21 protein-coding genes are annotated in these 24,346 nt (G+C 26.7%); 10 read left to right on the top strand and 11 right to left on the bottom strand.

The window, feature by feature from the left end; genetic code table 11:
* Positions 1-50: 50 nt before the first annotated feature.
* Positions 51-1,892, bottom strand: coding sequence for a methyl-accepting chemotaxis protein (locus QZ288_RS01580; RefSeq protein ID WP_295154248.1), 1,842 nt, complete (start codon positions 1,890-1,892; stop codon positions 51-53).
* A 586-nt stretch (positions 1,893-2,478) separates the two neighbouring features.
* On the opposite strand from QZ288_RS01580, the gene QZ288_RS01575 reads away from it, so the two are divergent.
* From QZ288_RS01575 to QZ288_RS01565, 3 genes are all read left to right on the top strand, one after another.
* Positions 2,479-3,318: a DUF4349 domain-containing protein gene (locus QZ288_RS01575; RefSeq protein WP_295154246.1), complete on the top strand. Its 840-nt coding sequence runs from the start codon at positions 2,479-2,481 to the stop codon at positions 3,316-3,318.
* A 140-nt stretch (positions 3,319-3,458) separates the two neighbouring features.
* Complete coding sequence (locus QZ288_RS01570) at positions 3,459-3,968, top strand: periplasmic heavy metal sensor (protein WP_295154244.1); 510 nt, start codon at positions 3,459-3,461, stop codon at positions 3,966-3,968.
* 115 nt (positions 3,969-4,083) lie between these two features.
* Entirely contained in the window at positions 4,084-4,551 is a 468-nt protein-coding gene (locus tag QZ288_RS01565; protein WP_295154242.1) for a hypothetical protein, read from the top strand.
* A gap of 45 nt (positions 4,552-4,596) precedes the next feature.
* Here QZ288_RS01565 and QZ288_RS01560 read toward each other — a convergent pair whose 3' ends face one another.
* The 6 genes from QZ288_RS01560 to QZ288_RS01535 all read right to left on the bottom strand — a co-directional run bounded on the left by QZ288_RS01560 (position 4,597) and on the right by QZ288_RS01535 (position 11,436).
* Positions 4,597-5,175, bottom strand: coding sequence for a hypothetical protein (locus QZ288_RS01560; protein WP_295154240.1), 579 nt, complete (start codon positions 5,173-5,175; stop codon positions 4,597-4,599).
* A gap of 257 nt (positions 5,176-5,432) precedes the next feature.
* Positions 5,433-5,609 (bottom strand): hypothetical protein, encoded by a 177-nt coding sequence (locus tag QZ288_RS01555; RefSeq protein WP_295154238.1) that lies wholly within the window; start codon positions 5,607-5,609, stop codon positions 5,433-5,435.
* Between the two features lie 53 nt (positions 5,610-5,662).
* Positions 5,663-6,733 (bottom strand): DUF3810 domain-containing protein, encoded by a 1,071-nt coding sequence (locus QZ288_RS01550; RefSeq protein WP_295154236.1) that lies wholly within the window; start codon positions 6,731-6,733, stop codon positions 5,663-5,665.
* A 46-nt stretch (positions 6,734-6,779) separates the two neighbouring features.
* Positions 6,780-7,583, bottom strand: coding sequence for a hypothetical protein (locus tag QZ288_RS01545; protein WP_295154234.1), 804 nt, complete (start codon positions 7,581-7,583; stop codon positions 6,780-6,782).
* 38 nt (positions 7,584-7,621) lie between these two features.
* Positions 7,622-10,018, bottom strand: a complete 2,397-nt coding sequence (locus QZ288_RS01540; protein ID WP_295154232.1) for a GAF domain-containing sensor histidine kinase — start codon at positions 10,016-10,018, stop codon at positions 7,622-7,624.
* Between the two features lie 20 nt (positions 10,019-10,038).
* Entirely contained in the window at positions 10,039-11,436 is a 1,398-nt protein-coding gene (locus tag QZ288_RS01535; RefSeq protein WP_295154230.1) for an alpha-amylase family glycosyl hydrolase, read from the bottom strand.
* A 202-nt stretch (positions 11,437-11,638) separates the two neighbouring features.
* On the opposite strand from QZ288_RS01535, the gene QZ288_RS01530 reads away from it, so the two are divergent.
* Entirely contained in the window at positions 11,639-12,346 is a 708-nt protein-coding gene (locus QZ288_RS01530) for a response regulator (protein WP_295154228.1), read from the top strand.
* Positions 12,347-12,391: 45 nt separating this feature from the next.
* Complete coding sequence (gene thiD / locus QZ288_RS01525) at positions 12,392-13,201, top strand: bifunctional hydroxymethylpyrimidine kinase/phosphomethylpyrimidine kinase (protein ID WP_295154226.1); 810 nt, start codon at positions 12,392-12,394, stop codon at positions 13,199-13,201.
* A 325-nt stretch (positions 13,202-13,526) separates the two neighbouring features.
* Here thiD and QZ288_RS01520 read toward each other — a convergent pair whose 3' ends face one another.
* The 3 genes from QZ288_RS01520 to gltA all read right to left on the bottom strand — a co-directional run bounded on the left by QZ288_RS01520 (position 13,527) and on the right by gltA (position 17,638).
* Positions 13,527-15,287, bottom strand: coding sequence for a hypothetical protein (locus tag QZ288_RS01520; RefSeq protein ID WP_295154225.1), 1,761 nt, complete (start codon positions 15,285-15,287; stop codon positions 13,527-13,529).
* Between the two features lie 19 nt (positions 15,288-15,306).
* Entirely contained in the window at positions 15,307-15,927 is a 621-nt protein-coding gene (locus QZ288_RS01515; protein ID WP_295154223.1) for a hypothetical protein, read from the bottom strand.
* A gap of 310 nt (positions 15,928-16,237) precedes the next feature.
* Positions 16,238-17,638 carry an NADPH-dependent glutamate synthase gene (gene gltA, locus QZ288_RS01510; protein ID WP_295154221.1) on the bottom strand — a complete coding sequence of 467 codons (1,401 nt, stop codon included), beginning with the start codon at positions 17,636-17,638 and terminating at the stop codon, positions 16,238-16,240.
* A 326-nt stretch (positions 17,639-17,964) separates the two neighbouring features.
* On the opposite strand from gltA, the gene QZ288_RS01505 reads away from it, so the two are divergent.
* The 3 genes from QZ288_RS01505 to QZ288_RS01495 all read left to right on the top strand — a co-directional run bounded on the left by QZ288_RS01505 (position 17,965) and on the right by QZ288_RS01495 (position 21,623).
* Positions 17,965-19,182, top strand: coding sequence for a DegT/DnrJ/EryC1/StrS aminotransferase family protein (locus QZ288_RS01505; protein WP_295154219.1), 1,218 nt, complete (start codon positions 17,965-17,967; stop codon positions 19,180-19,182).
* Between the two features lie 738 nt (positions 19,183-19,920).
* On the top strand, positions 19,921-20,649 hold the full coding sequence (locus tag QZ288_RS01500; protein ID WP_295154217.1) for a hypothetical protein: 729 nt from the start codon (positions 19,921-19,923) through the stop codon (positions 20,647-20,649).
* A gap of 545 nt (positions 20,650-21,194) precedes the next feature.
* Positions 21,195-21,623 carry an NYN domain-containing protein gene (locus QZ288_RS01495; protein WP_363322998.1) on the top strand — a complete coding sequence of 143 codons (429 nt, stop codon included), beginning with the start codon at positions 21,195-21,197 and terminating at the stop codon, positions 21,621-21,623.
* 107 nt (positions 21,624-21,730) lie between these two features.
* On the opposite strand, the gene QZ288_RS01490 is transcribed toward QZ288_RS01495, so the two are convergent.
* Complete coding sequence (locus QZ288_RS01490; protein WP_295154215.1) at positions 21,731-22,732, bottom strand: glycosyltransferase family A protein; 1,002 nt, start codon at positions 22,730-22,732, stop codon at positions 21,731-21,733.
* Between the two features lie 742 nt (positions 22,733-23,474).
* Here QZ288_RS01490 and rplM point away from each other — a divergent pair.
* Both rplM and rpsI read left to right on the top strand, forming a co-directional pair.
* Entirely contained in the window at positions 23,475-23,930 is a 456-nt protein-coding gene (rplM, locus tag QZ288_RS01485) for a 50S ribosomal protein L13 (RefSeq protein WP_295154213.1), read from the top strand.
* Between the two features lie 14 nt (positions 23,931-23,944).
* On the top strand, positions 23,945-24,343 hold the full coding sequence (gene rpsI, locus QZ288_RS01480) for a 30S ribosomal protein S9 (protein WP_008723492.1): 399 nt from the start codon (positions 23,945-23,947) through the stop codon (positions 24,341-24,343).
* The last annotated feature ends 3 nt before the right edge of the window (positions 24,344-24,346 follow it).

The raw sequence follows: 24,346 nt of genomic DNA, 5'->3' as shown, positions 1-24,346 counted from the left end.
ATTAAAAAACCCTATACTATTTTATTGTATAGGGTTTAACGCTTTTTTAATCATCTGCTTCCATCTGGAAGTTTGAATAAATGTATAGCATTCATCAATTCTTTTGACTGATCAAACAGAAGTTCAGCAGAAGCTGTAGCCTCTTCTACTAATGCCGCATTTTTCTGAGTTGTGGAATCCATTTCAGCAATTGCAACTTTTACCTGATCTATTCCGTTTTGCTGCTCTATAGACTTATTGCTTATTCCTTCCATAATTTTAGAAGCATCATCGATTTTATTCTGTATTTCTATAAATATTTCCTGAGATTCTCTAGCTGTACCTGTAGCTTTATCTATCTTTTCATAAACATTTTCAATCAAATCAGTAATACTTTTTACAGAAGTCTGAGTAGTTTGTGCCAGATTTCTAACTTCAGCAGCAACAACAGCAAATCCTTTACCCTGCTCGCCTGCTCTTGCCGCCTCTACTGAAGCATTAAGAGCAAGTATATTTGTCTGAAATGCAATATCTTCAATTATTTTTGTAATATCTTTAATTTTTGAGCTTGCATCATGCACTTCTTCTATATTCAAAGTAGTTTCTGATATTATATTTCCTGCATTTTCCACAGATGATTTTGAATCTAATATCATTCTGCTTCCGTCTATAGAATGTTCAGCAGAATCTCTTATTGTAGATGAAATTTCTGTCATAGAAGCTGATGTTTGTTCTATGCTTGCCGCCTGACTTTCTGTTCTATGTGCCAAATCATTATTTTGTTCTGACAGCTCTTTTGCAGCCATTGTAATATTATTAGCAGTTTCTTCAACAGTTTTTATAGTATTTACTAATTTCTTTCTCATAGCAACAAAAGCATCTGATAATTCTCCAAGTTCATCTTTTCTTTTAATTTTCTGTTTTGTAGTTCTTAAATCCCCGTCAGCTATTTCCTTAGCAACGCCTACTAATAAATGAAGCGGTTTTGTTATAGAAACAATAAATATTGATATAAATATTGATAATGAAATAATAGATATAACAGATATAATTATCATCATAGTAGTCATTCTATTATTAGCTTCATATATTTCAGATTCTGTAGCAGATACTCCAAGCACCCAAGGCTGAGATTTTAATGTAATTACAGATGATACTCTTTTTTCGCCGCCGAATGTATAAGTTAATATGCCTTGTCCTAAATTAAAAGCATCTTTAAATTGCTCCGGTGCTGTTTCATTTATATTTTCAATTTCGCTATGAATTTTTATTATTCTATTTTTATCAACTGCATACATATTTCCTGTTTTTCCTATAACAAGAGGCTCAATATGATCTTTATTTAAAGTAGTCCAATCAAGCATCATATACATATATCCAATCAGCTGATTATTATTATTCATTACTTTTTCAAGTAAAACCAAAGACCAGTCGCCTGTTGTAAGCGAATGCGTAATATTTTCTCCAAATACGCCTTTGGCACTGCCGTTTATTTTTTCCCTTAAATCAGGATGTATATTAAAAACATTTTGTCCTACTAAATTAATATTATCAGAATCTATTAAAATATTTCCTTCTAAATCTGATAAGCCTATATTAATTATATATTTATTCAGCAATTTCAATTCTTTAAGACTATTTAAGGCTGTAAGCTCTTCATTTCTTAACTGTAAATATTGTATTATATTATAAGAAGTAGAATATGTACTTGCAATGATTAATTGATCGTCAAACCAAGTATCAATAAGCGAAGCATATCCTAATACAGTATTATTATATCCTGAATATGTAGCATTTTTAATACCGTCAGATGCTATTATTTCCGTTATTACTATTAGTATTACTATAAATATGGCTACCATAGATACAATAATAAGCGGCATTTTTAACCTTAAACTTTGAAACTTTCTCATACAAAATATACTCCTAAATTATTATAAAACAACCTACTTTCATAATATACTTTATTTTTTAAAAAAAACTACAATTTTTTTTAATATTTTCATAAATTTATGATTTTATTTATTTTTTTATATTTTTATAATTCGGCATATATAATAAAATTTTTATATAATATACCATTTTTTTAATTAGAACTAAGCGTATCATTTTTCTTAATTTATTTTTAAATGATATTTTAATTTTTATTTTAAAGTTTTTATTATAAATTATAAATAACTATAAACATATATTTTTAGAACATTATTTTATAATTATTTAAAATAATTTATAATCATTAAAAATATATTTATACAGTACTTAATATAACAAATTTATACTGTGTTTTTTATATAATAAATATACCAAAAAAATAATTATGCAAATAAAAAACTAGTTAAATAATTAATAGTAATATTATAAAGTGCAAATTTTTTTAATATTTTTTAATAATTTAAAGTATACAAATAACAATTGATAAATGAATTTTTTATATAGTATAGAGCTTGAAAAAAATAATTAATATAGTTATCATATTACTTATTTTTTGGATTTACTATTATGAAAAAATTTATAACTATAATTATTATATTTTTATTATTATTATCATGCGGCAATGGAGGAGCTTCATCTATAGGATTAGTTCCAGCACCTAATACTAGAATGTCATCAGATTATGCAGAAGCAGAAAGTATTGTTAATGATGCATATAATGCTGTTAATAATGATGCTAATATAGAAAGAAAATTAATAGTTTCTGCTGATATAAGAGTAAATTCAAAAGATGCAGAAAAAAGCTATAAATCAATAGAAGAAAAATTAAAAGAATATAATGGATATTTTGATAATGTTGAGTCTTCAAAAAATAGGTATTATCTTACTATAAGAATACCTAAAGAAAATCTTTACAATTTTATAGACTTTATAGAGAAAAATGAAAAAGTTGAAAATAAAAGTATAAATACTCAGGATGTTACAGAAACTTATTATGACACAGAAAACAGAATAAAAAATAGAGAAGTGCTTTTAGAAAAATTGAGAAATTATTTAAGAGAAGCTAAAAATATAGATGAAATACTAAAAGTAGAAGACAGAATCAATACTTTAACTTATGAAATAGAAAGTATGAAAGGAAATTTAAAGAATCTGCTGTCATCTGTTGATTATTCAAAAGTAACTTTGAATATATCAAATACTGAAGCAATAAAAAGTAATACAAATATATATAATAAATATTTAAATTTAATTTCATTTTTGAAAGAATTTTTCTCAGGTATAATATTCTTTTTAATAGGCTTTACAGCTGCTGCTATTCCTATAATATTAATATTGGCATTATTCTATTATATATGCTTTGGAAAAATAGGATTAATAAAGAAATTATATAAAAAAATCAAGTAAATTTCATATACATACTGCTGGTATATACAAAAATTCATTTTTTTTAATAAATTTATATCTTTTATGGAACTTTTTAATTTTATAATCGTCTAATAAAGCATAATAAAATGAAATGATAAAAATAAAAAAGGAGAAAATATATGAGAAAAAATATTATAATTTTTATTTCAGCATTAATAATGATTTTTGCTTCAATGTCTTTATTCGGACAATACGGCAGAAATTATGATGCAGGTTATGGAAGGGAATACGGAAGATGTTATGGATACAATGATGTATATGGCAGAGGATATCACAGAGAGGGATATAGAGAAGGACATAGAGGAGGATATAGAGAAGGACATAGAGGTTATCATAGAGAAAGATATAGAGGATATAACAGAGGATACAGCTATCATAATAATACACTCACTCAAGAGCAAATTGATGAGGTAAGAAGCATAGAGGATAAATATTTTCCTCAAATGGATACTTTAAGAAGAGAGATATATAATCAGACACAAAATATAAATGCTGAAATGAGAAAAGAAACTCCTAATCAGGATGCAATTAATAATGCAATAGATTTGAGAAGTAAAGCTCAGGCAGATTTACAAAAATTGAAAACTCAATGCTTTTTAGAAATAGATAAAATATATAAAAATAAATAATTTTTTAATCGCTAGGTTAAAATCCCTGTACAATTATTAATTATACGGGGATTTTATTTTTTATATTTATATTATATAATAGTTATATAATATAAAACAATTAGGAGGGTATATTATGAAAATATTATTAATGTTTTTAAGTATTGTAAGTATAGCTTTTTCGCAATATTATTATTCTCCAGCTCCAAGAGTTGGGAATATAAAGCCTTTTATTCCTCCAAGTACAAAAACTACGATACCGCTTTATCCTTATAAAAATGATTTAACTGCCCCAAGATATTCAAATCCAGGGTACACTAAAAGCTATTATAGAAACGGCAGATTTCATTATTTTGGAAACGGATATATGAGTTATAGAGAAAGACAGAAGCTAAAGGCAATAGACGGAAGATATTCTCCTAGATACAGAATGCTTGAAAATCAAATAAGAATAAATAATTCTGCTATTAAACCTGAAATGAATCAAAAAAATCCGAATGATAATATTATAAATAATGCTGTTAATGATAATTTCAGAATAGAGATGGAAATGCAGATGATTAGAACATTAAGAGAATTAGATATAAATAGACATTTCAGATAATAACAAATAAAAAGTGTATTTATGATAAATGCACTTTATTTTTTATTAATAATAATCTCTGTAGTATTTTTTATAATCATCTTCATCATTATTATCTTTATAGTTTTCAATGTATTTATAATTATCATCAAAAAATTTAAACATACTGATAATAAATTTACTGCTTATATCTAAATCGCCTAAATATATGTATAATGGATCTTCTGATATTATTCTTCCTTTAAATTTTTTCAAATAATAAGTCTGAGGATCTTTCAAATATATAAAAAGATAATTCTCTATAATATCTAAATCTTCTATCTCCTGCCAAAGAACATATATATAGCTTTTTACAAGTAAGTTATTATAGTATATTCCCTTATCATCTAATATAAAGCTAGCTTTTTTAAAAATTACGCTTCTTATTAATATAATAGAAAGTATAATTATACCGAATATAAAAAAAGATACTACAAATATAATAGCAGCCTTCATATCTTTATCAGGATTTTTTGTAAACAGCACATCTATTAAAAGCACAGCAATAATTAATCCTATCATCATTATGGCAAAGAATCTTATATTATTTATATAAATTTTAATAGAGAATTTACTGTCTGAAAATAATTCATTTATATCTTTCATAATTAAACCTCATCATTATCATTTATTATGTTGTTTATATTATTATAAAAATAATATTATATATTGATAATTTTATTTATATGCATATCAATTTTTAGGAAACTGCTTTCTTCATAATTTATTGATATTTCATCTTTATTTGATTCGCTGTACATAATTTATTTATATATTAAATATTATAATAATTCAATAGGGCAATTATATTATATAAAGAATTTTTAATAATAAGGCAGTAATAAATATACGGAAAATATAAATTATATGGCTTTTACAATTTCATCAATATTTTTTGTTCTTGAACTTTTACAATAAGGACATTTCTGATTATTAATTTTTATTATAAGTAAATTTATAGTATGTTTTTTTCTTCTTACGGTAAATCTTCTTTTGCAGCTTTTACATTGATAAAAATACGGAGGTTCATTTAAACGCATATAAATATCCTTTAAATAATATTATTTTTATTATCGTAAAGATTTAAATTTTATTAAGAATTAATATTATGGTATAATACTAACAGTTTAACAACCCTAGAATAGCTTTTAATTCCGTCTTTCTGACTATTTGCTTTTAAATATGCATCATTAACTTTTAGGCTTACTTTTGATAGATTTCCAATATAGTTTTGCCAAAACTCATAATATTTTTTTATTTCTTCTTTGGTATCATTATTTAAATTTGACATTAAATATGCATAGCTTTCATCTCTTTTAATCTCATTCAATACATAAAGAAGTGCCTCAAAATTACCTGAATATCTTACAAAAATATCCGTATGTTTAGAGCAGGCTATATATGATATAAAATTAGCCTCATCTTCATAAGCAATTCCTATTTGATGAGCCATTTCATGAGCTATTGTGAAAGGCATTGATATGCTTGGAATTAATGTATTTACATTTGCCTCAGAAGTAAAAGGGGAATATATACCTGTTATTTGCATATAAAGAAATATTTTAGATATCATTATAGGCTTTGTTCTGAAGTAATGCATATTCAAAAAAGAAAACTCTTCAAATACTTTATTATATTCAGATTCTATCATTCTATTTAAAGCCTGATAATTAGTATTGATTTCTTTATACTTCATTTCATCTTTAATATTATTAATATTTTTTATCAATGCATCAGCCAATAAATATATATCATTATCGTTTATATCTTTAGGAGGATAATTTTCTATTAGAGGAAGTCTATGATAATTTAATCCCCATACCAAAAGAAATATTATATATATAATAACCATAGAACATGCAAATACATATATAAAATTTAATGCCGTTTTAATTTTATCTGTTAATGAAGCTGCATTTGAATTAAAGAAAGATTTTTTAACTGCTATTATAATAAAAATAAATACTGCTGTAAAAAACAAAAAAAGCAGTAATTCGCCTACAGAAAAACTAAAATTTGAAGAGATTCTATTTATAGAGCCTGATATTTTTTTATATAATAATCTGGAATAAAAATTTTCTATAAAGTTCTTTGATAATGCCGCTATTTTTAGTAAAACAGCAATAAAAATAAGAGACAATATTAATGTTATTTTACTTTTCATCTTGATAATATTATAGCAAAAAAACAAAAATTGTAAATATATAATATTATTTCATCTTTTTAATATCAGCATCCAATTTTTTCTTCCAAAGATCATACATTTTCTTTTTTTCTTCGGATTCTTCTACTTCATTTAAATATATATGTATTCTTCTAAGACAAGCTACAATATTTAAAGCCATTTTCATATCATCTATTCTTTTATCCTGAAGTTCATATTTAGTTCTATACTCTTCAGCGGATTCTTCTAAAAGTTTTTTTACTAATTCCATCAATTTTACTCTGAATTTATATCCTGCCACTTCAGGACTTAATTCTTTAATATAGCTTTTAAAGTCTATAATATTTTTAGCTATAACAGCAAATCGAGCCTCTATTTCAATGAAATTCTGAAGCCATTTAGAGTTTTCTCCATAGCAGTATTTCAAATAATCTATAATATAGCCGAATGAACAAATGAATTTATATCTCCATTCATCAGATAATTTATCTTTAAAATATTCATGCATTTCTTCATTCATAGAAAGAGAATCATCGGTATAATTTCCAAATACCTCTTCTAAAAGCATAATAGCTTTATTTATATATCTTCTTCCATCATTAAGCTGATTATCAGAACGCACATCTATATGTTCTATTGCTATATAACAAATAGTTGCAACAAAAGAAGATGCCTGAACATAAAGCACAGCAAGTTCTACTTTTTTATTTGCTTTTTGAAAATCATCTTCCAAAGCAAGAAGTTCTTTTTCTGCCTGCGTCAATTTTGATTCTACACCTGCAAGAAAATTTTTATATTTATTTTGCATCCTATTGCATTCAGCTTTTGCCGCTTCGCTTATTTTTGCCACAATTTATCCTCCACATTATTATTATCGGAAAGTGATTTTTAATTATTTAAACTAATAGGCATAGAGACGAAAAAAGTAGTTATTTTAAAATCTTCATTTACACTTTTTATAATCATACTTCCGCCATGAGCTTCTACTATTCTTTTAGAAATTGAAAGCCCTATGCCTACTCCATGACTTTTTGTAGTAAAAAACGGAGTAAATATCTTTTCAGCCAATTCAGGTTCTATATATGAATTAGTATTTTCTACTATTACATCAATAATAGAATCTCTATATGCATTATCATTAAATATTACGCTTATTATAGATCCTTCTTCATTATCATTAATAGCATCTATAGCATTTATTATAAGATTAAATATAACTTCATTCATTCTGTCATAATCCCATCTTACAATATCTTTTTTAGTTATCTTTTGTGCATAAAATTTAATATTTTTTCCGCTTTTTTTGATATATTCATTTGCCAAAATAGTAAGGTATTTTATCATATCATCAATTTTTATATTATCAACTTCTAAATTAATACTTTTAGCAAATGATAAATTTCTTTTCAAGTAGTTTTCTAAATTCTCTACTTCATTTACTATTATTTGAGCATAGTTTTTTATATTTTCTTCTTTACTCACTTTTACAAGTCTATTTGCAAATCCTGCAATAGGTACTATAAAGTTTCTGAGATTATGAGCCATAGAAGAACTCATCTCTCCTATCATAGCCAAACTTTTTAAATCAAATAAAGTTTTTTCGGCAACTTTAAGGGCATTATTACTTTTTTCAATTTCATTATAAATAGAAGAGTATTCTAAAGCAACAGCCGCCTGTCTTCCGAACATCTTTAAATAATCTAAATCATCTTCAGGTATAGGTTTTCCATTATAAGTATTATCAATAACTATCATACCCATACAGTTTATAGAATTCATTATAGGTATAATTGCAAAAGGGCAGTCTCCGAATATATCAGTATATTTTTTTATTTGATATACATCTTCATTATCTACATTAACAATATTAATACTTTTTTTATCATTATATACATCAAAAAATAATTTGCAGTTTTCATTATTAGGTATAACGGTATTTAAAAATATCTGATTCAAATCCCAAGAATCTTTCACGCTTCTCTTATCAAAAGAAAGCATTAATTTTTCTCTTAAAGCATATTTATCTAGTTTCTGCATATTACTCCATATCATACCTGCATCTTGTGCATTTGCAGGTGCAACACACATTCTTCCTCTAAATACATTGAATTCTTTGTCATAAAGAAAAGCAAAAGCCCTGTTAAATGCAAATACATCTCCTATTGTTGTAATTGTAAGCAATAAAAATAATATATCTTCAGTTTTTGAACGTTCTAATAAAATATTGCTTATATCATATAATGTGTTCAAGCGTAACATATGCTTAGTATTTTTTTCATTAGCTTTATTTAATTTTACAATATTATAATGTTCTGATATTCTGCTTGCTATATTTGAAATGAGAGAATTAAACAAATTAGAATCATTAGAATCAAAATCTCCTAAAGGGTTTACAGCATCAGGTATCTTATCTATAACAGCTATATATCCTATACAATTATTTTTAAGCTGTATTCTATTGAACAGTACAGATCTGTTTATAATGCCTTTAAATTTTTCATAGTACTTATTGTTTGAAACATTATTTATATAGAATATATCATTATCTAAATACTCATCAGCATTAAAATTATTTTCAAATATTGAATAGTCAAAATTATCAGGAAAACCATAGCTGGATCTTGTATAAAAATCATTATTTTCATTTCTAAGTCTTATAAATACTTTATTTACTGTGAAAATATTTGCTATATCATTAGCTAAATTATTTAAATTATTTTCAAAATCATAAGCATCGCTTAATTTTAAATATAATTCTCTAAGCAATTTAAGCTGTTTGTCTCTTTCTTTATATATTACATTTTGCAATACATTATTGGCATATACAGCAAATATTCCTATTACATTTTTTATTTCATCAACTATTGATCTGTATAAATCTGTCTTATTTTCTTTATTTCTAAATATTAGAACTCCGACTGGACTCATATTGAAAAATATAGGAAGTGTAAATACTGAAGAATAATCTGAAAATACTTCCATATCTGTATGATTAATATTATCTCCAATAAAAATTTTTTGTTCGTATAATATATTTTGGCAATGATCTGCTAATATAGGAAAATATACTTTGCATACATAATATCTGTCTATGCCGTATACTCCCCTAAGTATAAGATAATCGCCTTTAGTAAAATATACCTCTCCGCAGTCAAAACCATAATACTGACAAGTTTTTTCTAAAAATAAATCAACAACTTTATCTATTTCATTAGTATTTAATGCAAAAAGCAATCCCATAGATAAATCTGAAAAAAAAATGTCTATTGATTTTCTATCTCCCATAAAATAAACACCTTAATAAACTATAATTGAACAGTAAATATTTTTAATTGATACGGCAGTATTTCTATAGTATCATTGATATTTTCTATTTTATTTTCAAAAGATATATCTTCTTTTATACCATATTCTGATGCATTCAATTCTCTGATTTTGGATGTTATATTAACTATTATAAGCAGCTTATCATTTTCATCTAAGCTATACTTATAAAATTTCCTAAAAGGATCTTTCTCTTTTTTTTCTTTATATTTTTTTTCCTTTTCATAGAATTCATTATTAATATCGGTTTCTTTTTTTAATTCATAAAGCTCCCTTTTTTCTTCTATATCCAAAGAAACTATTTTACCGCAGTCTGCAAGCACATCATTATTTTTTATATAGCTAGTCATATCTTTTATATATTCGCTTAAATCATAGCTTATATTCTCATAATCTTTTTCATTTCCGCCTACAACATTGCATCTTTTAAAAAATCCGTATTCATCTCCTGCAGTAATCATCCACATATCGCATACTATAGCTGTAAATAAAAATGTCTGTTTTACCCTCCAAATATTTCCGTCATATTCAGAAATAAGCCTTTTTGTATCATGATTGCTGGGAAAAGCTATTTGTCTGCATCTTTCTCTTGCAATATCATACTGCTCTAAAAACCATTCCCCCTCATAATCCCACCATTTGGCACTGCTGGCTACATAATCAAAGCCTGCATCTATTAATTTTTCAGTATCTTCTATAGTACAGCCTAAACTTTCAGCAAAAAATATTATTTCATTATTTATTTTTTTTGCATTATCTATTAGATATTTCCATAATTCTTTAGGTACTTTATAAGCAGCATCGCATCTAAAACCCATAAAGCCTAAATCAAGATTATGCTTTATTAAATCATTCCAATAAAGCCATATAGGATTTAATATTTCATTATCATTTATATAAATTTCTTTATCTTCTTCCCGTTCATTTTCATCATCATCTTTTTCATTAGGGTTTCTTTTATTATTGAATATAGCTAAATCGCCCCATTCAATCCATTTGCCGTTATCCCAAGCACCTGGGGATTGTAAAGCCCCGTCTTTAGTTTTATACCATTCAAAATGTTCTTCTACTAAATTGCAGTCTTTAGATGAATGATTAATAACTAAATCTATCATTAATTTTATTTGCTTATTTCGGCAGTATGCAATAAAGTCTTTTAATTCTTCTTCAGCTTTATTTTTATCCGTACTGCTGAAAAATGCAGGGCTGTATTGATAGTAATTCTTTACAGCATATAAACTTCCGCTAAATCCAGAGTATGTTATAGGATTAATATACACCCATTCAAATCCCATTTCTTTAATTCTGTCAATATGGCTGTACCAATTTTTTATATGCCCCAAAAGAGGCGGAAACAAGTTATAAGCAGATATCCTCATATATTAATTATATTAAATAATTAAAAAAAAACAACTTTTTATCATATTTTTATCCTTTATTATTATATACTAATATTATTATTATATAAAAATATTATTGAATGCATTATATAATTACATACATATATTATTGATTTTAATTTTTTATATTATATAATTATAATATATGAAAGCAGTATAATTATTATCAGGTATAAGTTTTATGAGAGTATTAGTTTATGATTCATCTTTGCAGATAAGAGATAGTTTTATCAGCATACTTATCACTGCAGGATTTGAGGTAGTTGCTGTAAAAGATAAAAATAATATTTTGAGTATGTTCGGAAAACTTCCATTTTCTATTGCTGTTATAGAGGTTGATGAAAATGATGAAGAAATGTACGGCATACTTGAAAAGGTTTATTTAGATGACAGATATAACGGAGTTCATATAATAGTTCATGTTGAAGATCCAAGCAGAGATTTTTTTACTAAGATGATGAGAATAGGAGTTTCAGGTTTTTTATTTAAGCCTTTCAATGAAAAAGATTTTTTAAATAGATTTAATCTTTTAATAGAAAAAGCAGGGGTTAAGCCCAAAAAATTGAAGCATATAGTTGTAAATAATTTGGATAATTTTAAACTTGTATTTCGTCATGACGGTGTAAAGCAGATTCTTCATGGTATGATAATAGAAATGTCGCCTATCGGATTAAAATTTATTATGCCGCCTGATGAAGCCGATATAGAAGTGGATCATTCTATAAAAAATGCTTCTATGTCAATTAGTTCTTATAAAATTAGTTTTAATATTAATATAACAGAAAAGATTGGAAATGAATATATAGGAGTATTTGAAGATTTATCTGTATTTAATTCAAAATTAATATGTAAGTTTATATATGATAAATATATGGAAAAATTAAAATAATAACTATTTACATTCAATTATTAATTCTAATGGAGTTTTTTTACTATGATAAAAGCTTTGACTATAGCGGGATTTGATGGTTCAGGAGGAGCTGGAATACAGGCTGATTTAAAAACTTTTTCTGCTTTGGGAGTTTATGGTATGTGCGTACTTACTGCATTGCCTGTACAGAATACTCAAGGTGTAAGAAATTGCTATGAAATAGAATTAAAAGCAGTAAAAGAGCAGCTTGAATGCATATTTGATGATATTATACCTGATGCTGTAAAAATAGGAATGCTTTTTAATAGCGATATAATAAAACTCATTTATGATTTTTTAAATAATAATGCAAAGAATATACCTATAATAGTTGATCCTGTAATGGCGGCAAAAAGCGGAGACAGACTGCTTTTAAAAGATGCAGTTGACAGCTTAAAAAAATATATAATTCCTATTTCTACTATTGTAACTCCTAATATACCAGAGGCTGAAGATTTAACTTCAAAAAAAATAAACACAGATGATGATATGATAGATGCTGCTAATGATATACTGAATATGGGTGCTAAAAATGTTATGATTAAGGGCGGACATTTAAAAGGGGAATTATCAAGAGATTTATTTATGAGTAAAGATAATAAGGAGTTTTTGGACGCTTTAAGGATAGATACAAAAAATACTCATGGTACAGGCTGCACACTTTCTGCTGCAATCTGCAGTTATACAGCACATGGCAAAAGTCCTTTTGAGGCTTCAAAATTAGCAAAAGAGTATCTGTTTAATGCATTGCTTGCTGCAAAAACCGAAAGTGTGGGAAAAGGTCATGGTCCTGTTCATCATTTTTATGAAGCTTGGAAATATCTTAATATATAATTTATTTTTTATTTGCTGATGAAGTCAGACTTTGGCGTCGCTAGCTTAGACTCTCTTATTATTATGTTCTAGCGAAAGTATATTTTTAAGATTTTTAACAAGTATTGTATTAGGCACTAACAATTTTTTTATTAGTAAATAAAGAGATAAATGAGCAACTTATAACTTAAATTATAAAAATTATGAGCGTCTGACATTGTTAAGAATGGCAGGGATTATGCCGATATCGGCACAAGTTTTTTATTAGTAAATTAAATATTTTTATTCAAATAAAAAAACCGTATATGAATAAAATCATATACGGTTTTATTTTTTTTATTATCTTTTATTCTTCAGTTTCAGGAGTTTGATTATTATTATTTTGCTGATTTCTTAATATCATAGCTTCATCATAAGTTATATATTCCATATTAGGATCATAAGTACCAGCTCTTTCTTCGCCGTTCATACTAGGTATAGTTAATATCTGCCCAGGAAGTATTAAATCAGGATTATTAGGATCTCTTAATATATTTCTATTAGCCTGATATAATCTGTACCACTGTATAGAATTATTATATATGAATGAGTATCCTGCTATTCTCCATAAAGCATCAGTTAAAGGAGTTCTCTGTACAACTGTATAATACATAGGAAGTACAGTAACTTTTCCTTCTGTATTAACAGTTTGTCCTGTAGCGGCATCTATAATCTGACCTGTTTCATTATTATTATCTGTATCAATCAAATCGCCGTCTCCAGGTCTTTTAGGTCCCATTTCATATATAGCATTCATACTTCTATTAGCTTCTTCTAATTTTTCTCTAGCTAAAGCATTATCATTATTGTTTAATGCATCTTCAGCTTCTCTTATTACTTGAGACAGATTTTGATCTTCTTCGCTGTTTGGTATTATATAACCATCATTAACTAATTGCTGATATCTGGCTTTAATATCATCTAATAGTCTTTGATTTTCTTCTCTGGCTATATTATTATCACGATTATTAATTAAATCGTCCATAGCTTTAGAAGCCTCTAATGCTTTTTCGCTCGCAGCAGCAGGATTATTTTCTAATATATTATTAGCATCAGCTAAAAGAGCAGATATATTTTGATCTGATTCATCGCCTCTTGCTATAGTATTATCATTTACAAGATTATTATATTTTTGCTGAGCATTAGCTATATCCTGTTTAGCTTTAGCAATTGCATCGGCTTTTTCTTTAGCAAGTGCTTCCTGCTGAGCTTTTAATCTGGCTTCTTCTTCAGCTTTCTTCTTAGCTTCTGCTTCTGCCTTAGCTTTTGCAGCAGCTTCAGCTTTTGCTTTTGCCTCTGCAGCAGCCTTAGCCTTAGCTTCTGCAGCAGCCTTAGCTTTAGCTTCTGCCTCAGCTTTTGCTTTTGCATCTGCTTCAGCTTTATTTATACCTGCAAGGGCAGCAGCAACATTCTGCTGTACGCTTGCAAAATTATCAGCCTTTAGAGCTTCATCAGCTTTAGTCAAAGCACCATTTACAGTTTTATCATTATTATCTCCTGCTTTTATAGTTTTACCTAAAGCTGCATTATATTTTCCTCTAGCATCTGCTATAGCTTTAGAAGCAGTATCTCTCTCTCTTGATAAATATCCTTCTTTAACTGTATTAGCAGAAGCCAAAGCATTATCAAAATATTGCAAAACATTATTAAAAGTATTAGAAGCAGTATTAAACTCTTCATCATTTTTAGCAACAGTGTCAGGACCAGGTACGCTTCCTATATTATTATTTCCATCTTCAAAATATTTAACAGCCTCTTCATATTTAGCCTTAAATTGATTATCACTAGCAGCACCCATTTGACTGATTTCAGTTATAGCATTATCAGCATCATTTTTTGTTTTATTAATTCTTGCATTCATTAATCTGTAGAATAGAGCCATAGAAGCTTTATCTATACTTACTGATGCTTCTTGAGATTTATCATAAGACTGCTGATATTGTCCTTCATTTTGCAGAGTATTTGCTTCTTCTGTTATTCTAGCTGCATCTTCATAAGTTTGTGCAGGCATAATAGACCATGTAAAAGATAATAAAGCTATAACAGATATTATTTTTTTTATTTTCATTATCATACTCCTTAAATATTTAATTCTGTTCCTGTTCAAAGGCTTCTATTTCCTGCATCATCTTTTCTAATTGTGCCAGACGCTCTTTTACCAATTTCAAAGCCTCATCACTTCTGTCAAATTGTTCTTTAGTTTTATTATACAATTCTGTATAAGCAGTTTTAGCTTTATAGAGTTTATCAACCATCACCCTATAATCTTTAGTTTCGGCTGTATACATTGCATTAGCTTCTTGATATACAGTATCAGCTTTAGAAAATTCATTAGCATACATTACGCCTGCTTTGATATTAACAGCATTAGCTGCACTTTCATCTGTTTGTTTTTTAAGTATTTCAGAATACGGCGGCAAGCCTTTATCTAAAACTACATTATAATTAGTTTCAGCTGTTAATAATAATTCTTTAGCCTTTGCAGCTTCATCTTTGTTTTCTTCTTTCATTATAATATCAGCTTCAGCATATCCTTTCTCAGCTATGTTAAAATCTTCCGGAGCGAATGTTTTTATTTCTGGATATTTGTTTACTACAGTATCTCTTAAAGCAGTTACTCTTTCATATTCTTTAACAGGTAAACCTCCGCAGGAAATAAACATAAAGGCTATTAGAGTAATGAAACCTATTTGCACATTCAATTTCATAATCAGTTTAATCCTCCCAATATTTATAATATATATTTTATGGCTTTTAAGTTAATAAAACCATAATTATCAAAATAAGAAAAAAAATATAATTTATATTTTATAATAAAAAAACAAAATTATGTTAACAATATTATTATTAACGGTATAAAAGTCAATATCATTTGTATTTTTTTTGTATATTTAAATTTGTATTTTTTTGTATATTTAAATGAATAAAAGAACTAAAAAATAAAAGAAATAAAGAAACAAAAAAAGGACTAACAAACTGCAAGCCCTTTTTCAATAAAAAATCTATTAATAAAATCACTTACTTATTAGATAAATATTTATCTATTCCAAAAGCAGCTTTTTTACCATCGCCTATAGCCAAAATAACAGTAGCAGCACCTCTTGCGGCATCTCCTCCTGCAAATACTCCTTCCATAGAAGTAGCACAAGTTTCTTCATCTATTTCATAAGTACCTTTTTTAGTTGTTTTTAATTCTTTTACTTTTCTTGATATAAGCGGATTAGGTGTAGTTCCTATTGCTATAATAACAGCATCTACTTCTATATCTTCTGTTTTTCCTTCAACGGCAACAGGCTTTCTTCTTCCGTCCGTATCAGGCTCGCCAAGCTCCATTACTTGAGTTCTAATAGCTCTTACATTATCATTTTCATCTCCAAGTATTTCTAAAGGGGCTCTTAAAAATCTAAAATCTACACCCTCTTCGACTGCATGATGAATTTCTTCTAATCTTGCAGGAAGTTCTTTTTCAGTTCTTCTATATATTATATATACTTTTTCTGCTCCCAATCTTACAGCAGTTCGGCATGCATCCATAGCCACATTACCGCCTCCTAATACAGCAACTTTTTTATGTTTTATTACAGGAGTATCAACTTCAGGAAATTTATAAGCACCCATTAAATTAACTCTTGTCAAATATTCATTAGCAGAATACACTCCGCATAAATGTTCTCCATTTATATTTAAAAATACAGGAAGTCCTGCACCTGTAGCTAAAAATACAGCATCATATTCTTTTCTCAAATCTTCAAAATCTAAAGATATTCCTGCAACTTCATTAATTTTAAATTTTACCCCGTCTTTTTTAAGATTTTCTACTTCATAAACTACTAATTCTTTAGGCAGACGAAATTCAGGTATTCCATACATTAAAACTCCGCCTATAGTATGCAAAGCTTCTAATACTGTAACATCATAACCTAATTTTATTAAGTCTCCTGCACAAGCTAAACCTGCAGGTCCTGCTCCAATTATACATACCTTTTTACCATTTTTTTCTACTTGTAAATTTTTATGTTCTGCATGCTTTCTTTCATAATCAGCAACAAACATTTCTAATTTGCCTATAGCTACAGGTTCAAATTTTTTACCTACTACACATCTCTCTTCGCATTGTTCTTCCTGAGGGCATACTCTGCCGCAGGCTGCAGGCAATGCATTAGTTTCTTTAATTTTTTCAGCCGCTTCTAAAAATTTCTTTTCTGCTATAAGTCCTATGAACTCAGGTATTTTTACTTTGGCAGGGCATCCTTCCATACAATGCGGTTTCTTACAGTCTAAACATCTTAAGGCTTCTTTATATGCCTGTTCTTCTGTATATCCGAGAGGAACTTCTTTGAAATCTTTTCTTCTTTCTTCTGCACTTCTTGCAGGCATTTCTTGTCTAGGTATTTCACCTAATTTTGATCTTTGAGGCATATATTATATCTCCTAATTATCTAAGATATTTTAATTTTTTATAGCCTATAAATTATACTATAGTATATAAATATAATCAAGAAAGCAGCTATATTTAAATAACTGATTAGCTGATAATACAATTAAAATAATTAGCTTTAAATATTATTCATTTTTTTATTTATTAATAATTAAATAAACGTCATACTTTTTTAAATAAAAAGTGTGCAGTATTTTAGCTTTTAAAGTTATTATTGATTTATTTTTTATATATTATATATTAATTCTTTAGTAAACATAGTTTTATATTATGTAAAGTAAACATAATACAAAGAAGGAAGTTAAATATGAATAAAAAAATACCTTTTTCGCCTCCTGATATAACAGATAGTGAAATAGAAGCTGTAGTTAATGTACTTAAATCGGGCTGGATTACAACGGGTAAAGTAAATAAAGAATTTGAAGAAGAGCTTTCTAAATACATAGATGTAAAAAGAGTAAAATTGTTTTCAAGTGCTACTTCAGCTATGGAATTGGCATTAAAAATATTTGGTGTAGGCGATGGAGATGAAGTAATAATACCTGCCTATACTTATGCTTCTACTGCAAATGTAGTTATACATCTTGGGGCAAAAGCTGTATTGATAGATGCTTCAGATGATATGAATAGTTTTAATATAGATTTAGAAAAGTTAGAAAAAGCTATAACTAATAAAACCAAAGCAGTTATTGCTGTAGATATTGGGGGAATGCCTTGCGATTATGATAGTATTATAAAACTGCTTGAAAGTAAAAAATATTTGTTTAAAGCCTCGAAAAATAAATATCAAAAAGAATTAAATAGAGCATTATTTTTACTTGACGGAGCACATTCAATAGGAGCTGTTTATAAAGGAAAAAGAACAGGTTCTCAGGCTGATATATCATCTTTTTCTTTTCACGCTGTAAAAAATATAACAACTTCAGAGGGCGGGGCATTATCTTTTAATAATATAGGAAATATTAATGCTGATGATATATATAAAGAACTTTCTATATTATCTTTACATGGACAAAATAAAAGTGCTTTTGATAAAAATAAAGGAGGTAAAGGAGCTTGGAAATATGATATAGAATTAGCAGGATATAAATGCAATATGAGTGATTTGCATGCTGCTATTGGCTTATCTCAATTAAGAAGATATGATTCAATGCTTAATCATAGAAAAAAAATTGTAAATATATATAATGATATTTTAGGAAATAATAAAAATATTATACTTCCTAATTTTAAGAATGATTACAGTGAATCTTCCTATCATCTTTATTTAATAAGAATAAAAGATTTTGAAGAAGATGAAAGAGATTTGCTTATAGATAAAATGTCTGAAATCGGAATCATTTTGAATGTTCATTATCTGCCTTTGCCTTCACATAAGGCTTATATTGATTTGGGTTATAGTATTAATGATTATAAAAATGCATTCAATATGTATAAAAATCAAATAACTCTGCCTTTATACAGCACATTAAAAGAGGAAGATGCTGTATATATAGCTGATAATATAATTAAATATTTAAATTAATATTATACTTTTTGTTATGATATGCTTATATTCAGAGTTTTATAAATATTATTTAATATTTTTTAATATTCATAAAACTTATTTTTTTAATAAGCACTAAATAATTCCTATTATTGTTAATAATATCAGAGCCTTTAAGCGAGCAATTTTTTATGAATATAAACAAAAATTTATCAATTTCTTAACAATGTCAGAGTATCAAAGCCCATAGTTTTTATTAGCAATAATAAAAAGTTTATAGCTAGCAACAATAAAAATTAATAATTTTTTAAATACTAGAAAGCTGAATATAAAAATTGTGAGCGTTTGGCAAGTTTACTTGACAGAGTTTTTTAGCGAACAATTTTTATTGGCAATAATAGAAAGTTTATAGCTAGAAACAATAAAAATTAATAATTTTTTAAATACTAGAAAGCTGAATATAAAAATTGTGAGCGTTTGGCAAGTTTACTTGACAGAGTTTTTTAGCAAACAATTTTTATTGGCAATAGTAAAGATAAACGAGCAGTTAATAAACAGTAAAGCTGGTTATTAGCTAATTTAATGCGAGTTTATAGCTAGCAATAATAAAAAGTTTATAGCTAGCAATAATAAATAATAATAAAAAAAATTTTAATTGCTAATTTTATATACAAATTAAATTCTTTTTTTAATAAAATATAAAAAAACTGTATTTTAATAATTGTAATATTTTTCTATATATCTTATTATATTAAAAATACAAAAAAGGATTAAAAAATGAATAAAATTATATTAATTACATTTATTATATCTGTTTTACTATTTTCATGCACTAAGACAGATACAACATCAAATGAAGCTGGAACTATGGATATAGATTTTCAAGCAGTATTCGGAGAAAAAGCTAATGATGATAATAATTTAATGGAAAATGCATATTTAAAAGTTTCAGGTACTTACGGCAATATTGATTCTAAAGTTGATGCTGAAACAAAGGCTTCTTCACCTGCAGGAGCTACTAAATCTTGGGATGCATACAGATATCAAAATAGTCAGCCTCAAAATAATAGAATGGAAAGAGGATTAGGATTTTTTGTACTTTACGGAGTATCTCCTGCAAGAATATATAATTTTGACGGTATGACAGAAACAGGAGTATCTCAAAAAACTTTAGATGGTACTAACGGACCTAGCATAATAGGAACAGGCGTTAATAAAGATGAAGCAGGAGTAATTACTATAAGATATGCACATGCAGGAGGACCTACTGTATATCCTTGGGTTTATGAATTAAAATCAGACACTAACGGAATATTCAAAATAGGCTATGGTTTGGATAATAATAAAGTAAGTACTTCTCAAATTTCTAATGATATAAATTTTGCTGATATTGAAATGATTACTGATAAAGCAAAAGACGGCATACCTTATTGGCAGGGCGATTTACAAGGCACTTTTGAAAATGATATTTTAACTTTGAAAGGCACTTTAAAAGAAGTTAAATAATCATCAAATAAAAATTAATAAATATAAAAGGGGCTTTATAAAAATATAAAGTCCTTTTTTATTTTAATTATAAATATAATTTATTATTATTGCTATCGATAAACTCGCTTTAAAATAGCTAATAACCTCCTTATTGTCGGTTATTAGCTGCTCGTTTATCTCTTTGTTATTGCTATCGATAAACTCGCTTTAAAATAGCTAATAACCTCCTTAAATAATTTTTAAATACTAGAAAACCAAACAAATATAAAAATTGTTAGTGCTTGAAACAACACTTAAACCAGCACCACAAGAGATAAATTTGCCAAAGGGTGACTAGTCAGCACCTACCAAATAGGTGCCTACTTGGAAGTAGCGGTAATAATAAAAACAATTTTTATATATAAATAAAAGTATTTGCATATATAGATGGTTTTAATTCTTATCATTATTTAAAATATACAATAGAATCGCAAAATAGTAATTTAACAAATAAAAATAAATGTATAGACTATAGAAAATTAATATCTTTATTTTTTAATAAAAACACTTATATTGATAAGATAATGTTTTTTCTGTTATACCTTACCATTTATATATTATATAAATCTAATAGCAATAAAAGAAAAGGTAAAATAAACGGACATAAGGCTTTTTATGAAATATTAAATAAATATTGTAATATAGAAGCAGTTAATGGAAGATTTGGAAGAAAAATTGTCACAGATATTTGCCCTAATTGTAATAAAAATCTCAAATTAAAAAAACATGAAGAAAAAGAAACAGATACGGCTTTATCTATAAATATATTATATGATGCACTTACAAATAAAGATATTGATACTATTGTAATAATATCTTCAGATACAGATTATATACCGATAATAAAAATGATATTAGAAAAAACAGATAAAAAAATTAAAGTTCTTTTTCCGATTAATTCTAGGATTAACAAAGAATTTTCAAAAATTCAAATTATTCGGCTAAAAAAATAAAAGAAAATCATATAAAGCTGTCTAAAATTCAAGATACTGTAACAATTTCCGGTATAAAATATATAAATCCATATGTATAGAATATTTGTATTTTGCTGTATTAAATATTATTCTTTATCATTCTTATAATACTTATATCTATTTTCTCTATACCGCACAGATACATCTTTACCAAATAATGTAAATCTTATATAATTATATTTATATTTAACCTTGCTGTAATACTCTTTTATTGTATCAGACTCTATAAAAATAACAAACTCTTTAGAGAAATATTTATTATAATCTTCTTTATTAATATAATTTAGAGCTTTATTTAAAGTATTCTTTATAATATCAAAAATTTCCTTCTCATCATCATAAGTAAAATTTTTTGTTCTAAATGCTAAAAATGCTTCGCTTTCAATATATTTAGCAAATGATAATGACTTACTTTCCCAAAAATTATATTTACTGTAAAACTCCTCTAATAATTCAAACCATTTCGGTATAGCCTCTAATAATATTTTAGGCTCTTTAACAGCTCTTTGAGAATCCTGTCCTCTTCTTTTTACATAATGATAATTTGTATTATATTCAAAACTAATATTTTTAGTATACATTAAAAGTTTATGAGAAAATATGCCGTCTTCTCCGGGCTGAACATTAAGAGGATATCTCAAATATTTATAATTATCTAATACAGACTTTCTTATAAACATAGAACAAGTTGGAAGTGCTGAATGATAATCTTTATTTATTCTTTTGTCCAGACTCCAAAAAGTACTTAATACCACTAAATCACTATCATTATTTTTAGCATTATTATAAAAAACTTCAATAAAATTACTATCAATATAATCATCGCTGTCAATACAAAATAAATATTCGCCTTTAGCTTTATCTATTCCGTCATTTCTTGCAGCAGAAACTCCTGCATTTTTTTTATCTATTAAAATTATTCTACTATCTTTATCTGCATACTCTTTTAATATTTCAAGAGAATCATCAGTTGAGCCGTCATTAATGCATATTATTTCTAAATCTTTATATGTCTGATTAATTACACTGTCTAGGCAGACTCTTAAATATTTTGAAACATTATAAACTGGTATTATTATACTAATCATTATTTTTATTATTGTTATCCCGCAAAGCGTGCCTTTGGCAAAATATATGCTGACAATGTCAGAATATGGCTTCGGCTCGCTTTTTTATTATTATTTTTAATAAACTCTGCAATTATTAACAATGTCAGACGCTCATAATTTTTATATTTATTTTATTATTGCTAGCTATAAACTCGCTTTAAATTAGCTAATAACCAGCTTTGCTGTTTATTAGCTGCTCGTTTATAGCTTTAAAAAATTTTCTCTAATTCAATAATTCCAAAGCATAATATTCATATTATATATATTAGTATATCAAAAAAAGTATTTAAGTAAATAAAAATATTTTAATATAGGAAATTTATTATGGCTTAATTATATATTTGACATAAGTCAAAAGAAACGATTAAAATTATATAGAATATTTTATTTATAAGTTTTTTATTTCTTTATTTACTAATAAAAAACTTATTCGTAACTTTGACGCCTTTCAGTGCATCATTTAGTGAAGCAGGTGTACGCTTTAAGAAGCGATATGCTGATAATGTTTTTTAAGATTTTTAATAAATCTTGATTTTTATATTCAGCTTTCTAATATTATTCAAAACTGCTGCTTTTATCATCAAAATAATCTTATAAAAATATATTAAATACATCAATTAAATTTGACTTTGCAATATTTTTATGGTATAATTACGCACCGTTACATTTTAATATTTTATGAAACTACCAAATTTTTTAGTTAGATCAAGGTGTATATGTTATGGATAAGAAAACATTAAAAACAAAAAATAGTACCTATGTTTTATCACAAAAAGATATTAAGCAGAATTGGTTAATAATCGATGCTAAAGGTAAATCATTAGGAAGAGTAGCAAGCAGAGCAGCTTATATGCTTAAAGGCAAACATAAAGCAGACTATGCATACAATTTAGATAATGGTGATTATGTAATTATCATCAATGCTAAAGATATATTATTAACAGGAAATAAAAAGAAAGGCAAAATTCACTATAGACATACAGGATATCCGGGCGGAATTAAGGCTGTAAGCTATGGCGAATTATTAGAAAAGAATCCTGAAAGAATGGTAAAAATAGCTGTAAAAGGTATGCTTTCTCATAATCCGTTGGGAAGACTTCATCTAAAGAAGTTAAAAGTATATGCAGGAAGCGAACATCCGCATGAGGCTAATAAACCTACCGTAGTAAATATATAATTAGGAGATAAAAAATGGCAGCTAAACAATTAACTATTTTTACTGGTAAAAGAAAAACAGCTAATGCCAGAGTACGCATAACTTTAGGCAGCGGCAAAATTTTGATAAACGGCAAGAATTATGCTGAATACTTCTGCAATAGAGCAGCTCTTCTTAAAGTGGTGGAAGATGCTTTGAAAGTAACAGGTAATTTTGGAAAATATGATGTATTTGCTAATGTTCATGGCGGCGGTGTTTCAGCACAGGCTGATGCTGTTAGACATGGAATAGCCAAAGCTTTAGTGGGCGAAAGTCAGGATTTTAGAACTACATTAAAAAGAAACGGGTTTCTTACCAGAGATTCACGCGTAGTTGAGCGTAAAAAATACGGAAGATCAGGTGCTAGAAAACGTTTCCAATTCTCAAAACGTTAAATT

It is taken from the genome of uncultured Brachyspira sp., from assembly GCF_910578695.1.
GTDB lineage: Bacteria > Spirochaetota > Brachyspiria > Brachyspirales > Brachyspiraceae > Brachyspira.
Note: the sequence above shows the minus strand (reverse complement) of the source record. Positions and strands in the feature narration are given on the sequence as shown.